A 1,499-nucleotide genomic window follows, 5' to 3' on the forward strand; every position below is an offset into this window, starting at 1 on the left:
GGTCTGGAAACCTTGTCCGCGCGTCTCGACAAGGAGACACGGACCGCGCGGAAAGTCGCGGAGTTCCTGGATGGCGACCCTCGCGTAGCCAAGGTGTTCCATCCCGCCGCGCATGATTACGCCTACCGTGATTTGGCGAGCAAATACCTCAAACATGACGGCAGCACGCTGATCACCTTCGACCTTGACACCGAGGAACGCAAACGCGACGTCCTTGATGCGTTGCGGCTGTTCCAGTTGCAGGCCAACATCGGTGATTCGAAGTCTTTGGCGGTCGACCCGCTTCTTGTCACCCATTCCGAGCTCACGCCCGACGAATTGGATGCGGCCGGCATCCATCACGAGGCCATCCGCCTGTCGATCGGTCTGGAAGAGCCCGACGATCTGATCGCCGATCTTGCGCAGGCCCTCGACCACGCGTATGGCATCGCGAATAATTGATTGGACAACGGAAAAGTCCCGAGGAGCTTTGCTCAACTCGGGACTTTTAAAAAAGTTTAAGTGCGGCGGCTTGCTACTCTCCCACATCCTCTCGAATGCAGTACCATCGCCGTTCTAGGCCTTAGCTTCCGGGTTCGGAATGGAGCCGGGCGTCTCACCTAGGCTATGACCACCGCGAGAAATAAATATACGCGCATTCAGCGAAAACGCAAAATCGGCGTGTCGCGTTCCGTGAATCGCCGAATCGTCATTCGCGGCCCGACGCGAAGCGGTCCAGCACGCCGGCCTTCGCGACCGCGCGATACAGCCACCATGAGCCGAATCCCGCGAACACGACGCCGCTGATCAGCTCGCAGATCGTGCCGATGATGCCGCGCGGGCTGAAGAACGTGAAGGACTGGTAATAGAAGGTCATCAGATAGAAGTTGTACACGACCGCGATGGCGCATGCCGCGAGCACGGTGACACCCAGCGTCCAGCGACGGTAGCGGAACGCCCCGAACACCGCTTCGGCGCTCAGCGCCTGCAGCAAAGCGGGCAGCAGGAAGCTCACGCTGTACTTCGTGCCCAGCACCGCTTCGGCGAACGCGCCGACCATCACCACGTAGATGGCCGCTCCGGGCTTGCGCAGAATCAGCAATCCCAATGTGGCCTGGAAATACCACAGCGCGTGCAGCAAGGCCGCGGAACCGGGAAGAATCAGCGTCAGCATCGGGAAGATGCCATACGACACGTTGTCGAAGATCCAGGAGACCACGCCGGCCATCACGCCGAGCGCCGCTCCGACCGCGATATCGACCACGCGCCACCGCAGGCTGCGGGTCAGACTTGTTTTGGATGAAATCGCATTATTGGTTTGCAAAACAGATGGCTGCGCCATGAATATTTCCTTTGTTTTGGATTATCGCGCACTGTTATAGGAGATCGCGGCGTTCGCCGTGGGCCATTTCCTCGACCTGCGCGACCCGGGCAGGAATGACGTACCGCATTATATGCATACGCGTTCCGAACACGGCGGCGAACCAGAAGAAATCGAACGTAAGCTTGGTCACATGCGT

The 1,499-nt window shown here is 59.1% G+C and carries 2 protein-coding genes and 1 rRNA gene; 1 reads left to right on the plus strand and 2 read right to left on the minus strand.

From position 1 onward, the window contains the following. Window positions 1-441: PLP-dependent transferase (locus B3C64_RS05365; RefSeq protein WP_291534248.1), on the plus strand; the 441-nt coding region annotated here is incomplete at its 5' end. 60 nt (window positions 442-501) lie between these two features. Here B3C64_RS05365 and rrf read toward each other — a convergent pair. Both rrf and B3C64_RS05375 read right to left on the minus strand, forming a co-directional pair. Then, window positions 502-618: ribosomal RNA gene (gene rrf / locus B3C64_RS05370) — 5S ribosomal RNA — on the minus strand. A 70-nt stretch (window positions 619-688) separates the two neighbouring features. Then, the gene (locus tag B3C64_RS05375; RefSeq protein ID WP_291534249.1) at window positions 689-1,321 is read right to left on the minus strand and encodes an ECF transporter S component; all 633 of its coding nucleotides are present in this window, start codon (window positions 1,319-1,321) and stop codon (window positions 689-691) included. Window positions 1,322-1,499: the final 178 nt, after the last annotated feature.

Source organism: Bifidobacterium sp. UBA6881 (assembly GCA_002451435.1).
Lineage (GTDB): Bacteria > Actinomycetota > Actinomycetes > Actinomycetales > Bifidobacteriaceae > Bifidobacterium.

Bases quoted from the DNA above. Each gene is read 5' to 3' on its own strand.
- B3C64_RS05375 (WP_291534249.1), bottom strand. From the start codon at position 1,321: ATGGCGCAGCCATCTGTTTTGCAAACCAATAATGCGATTTCATCCAAA.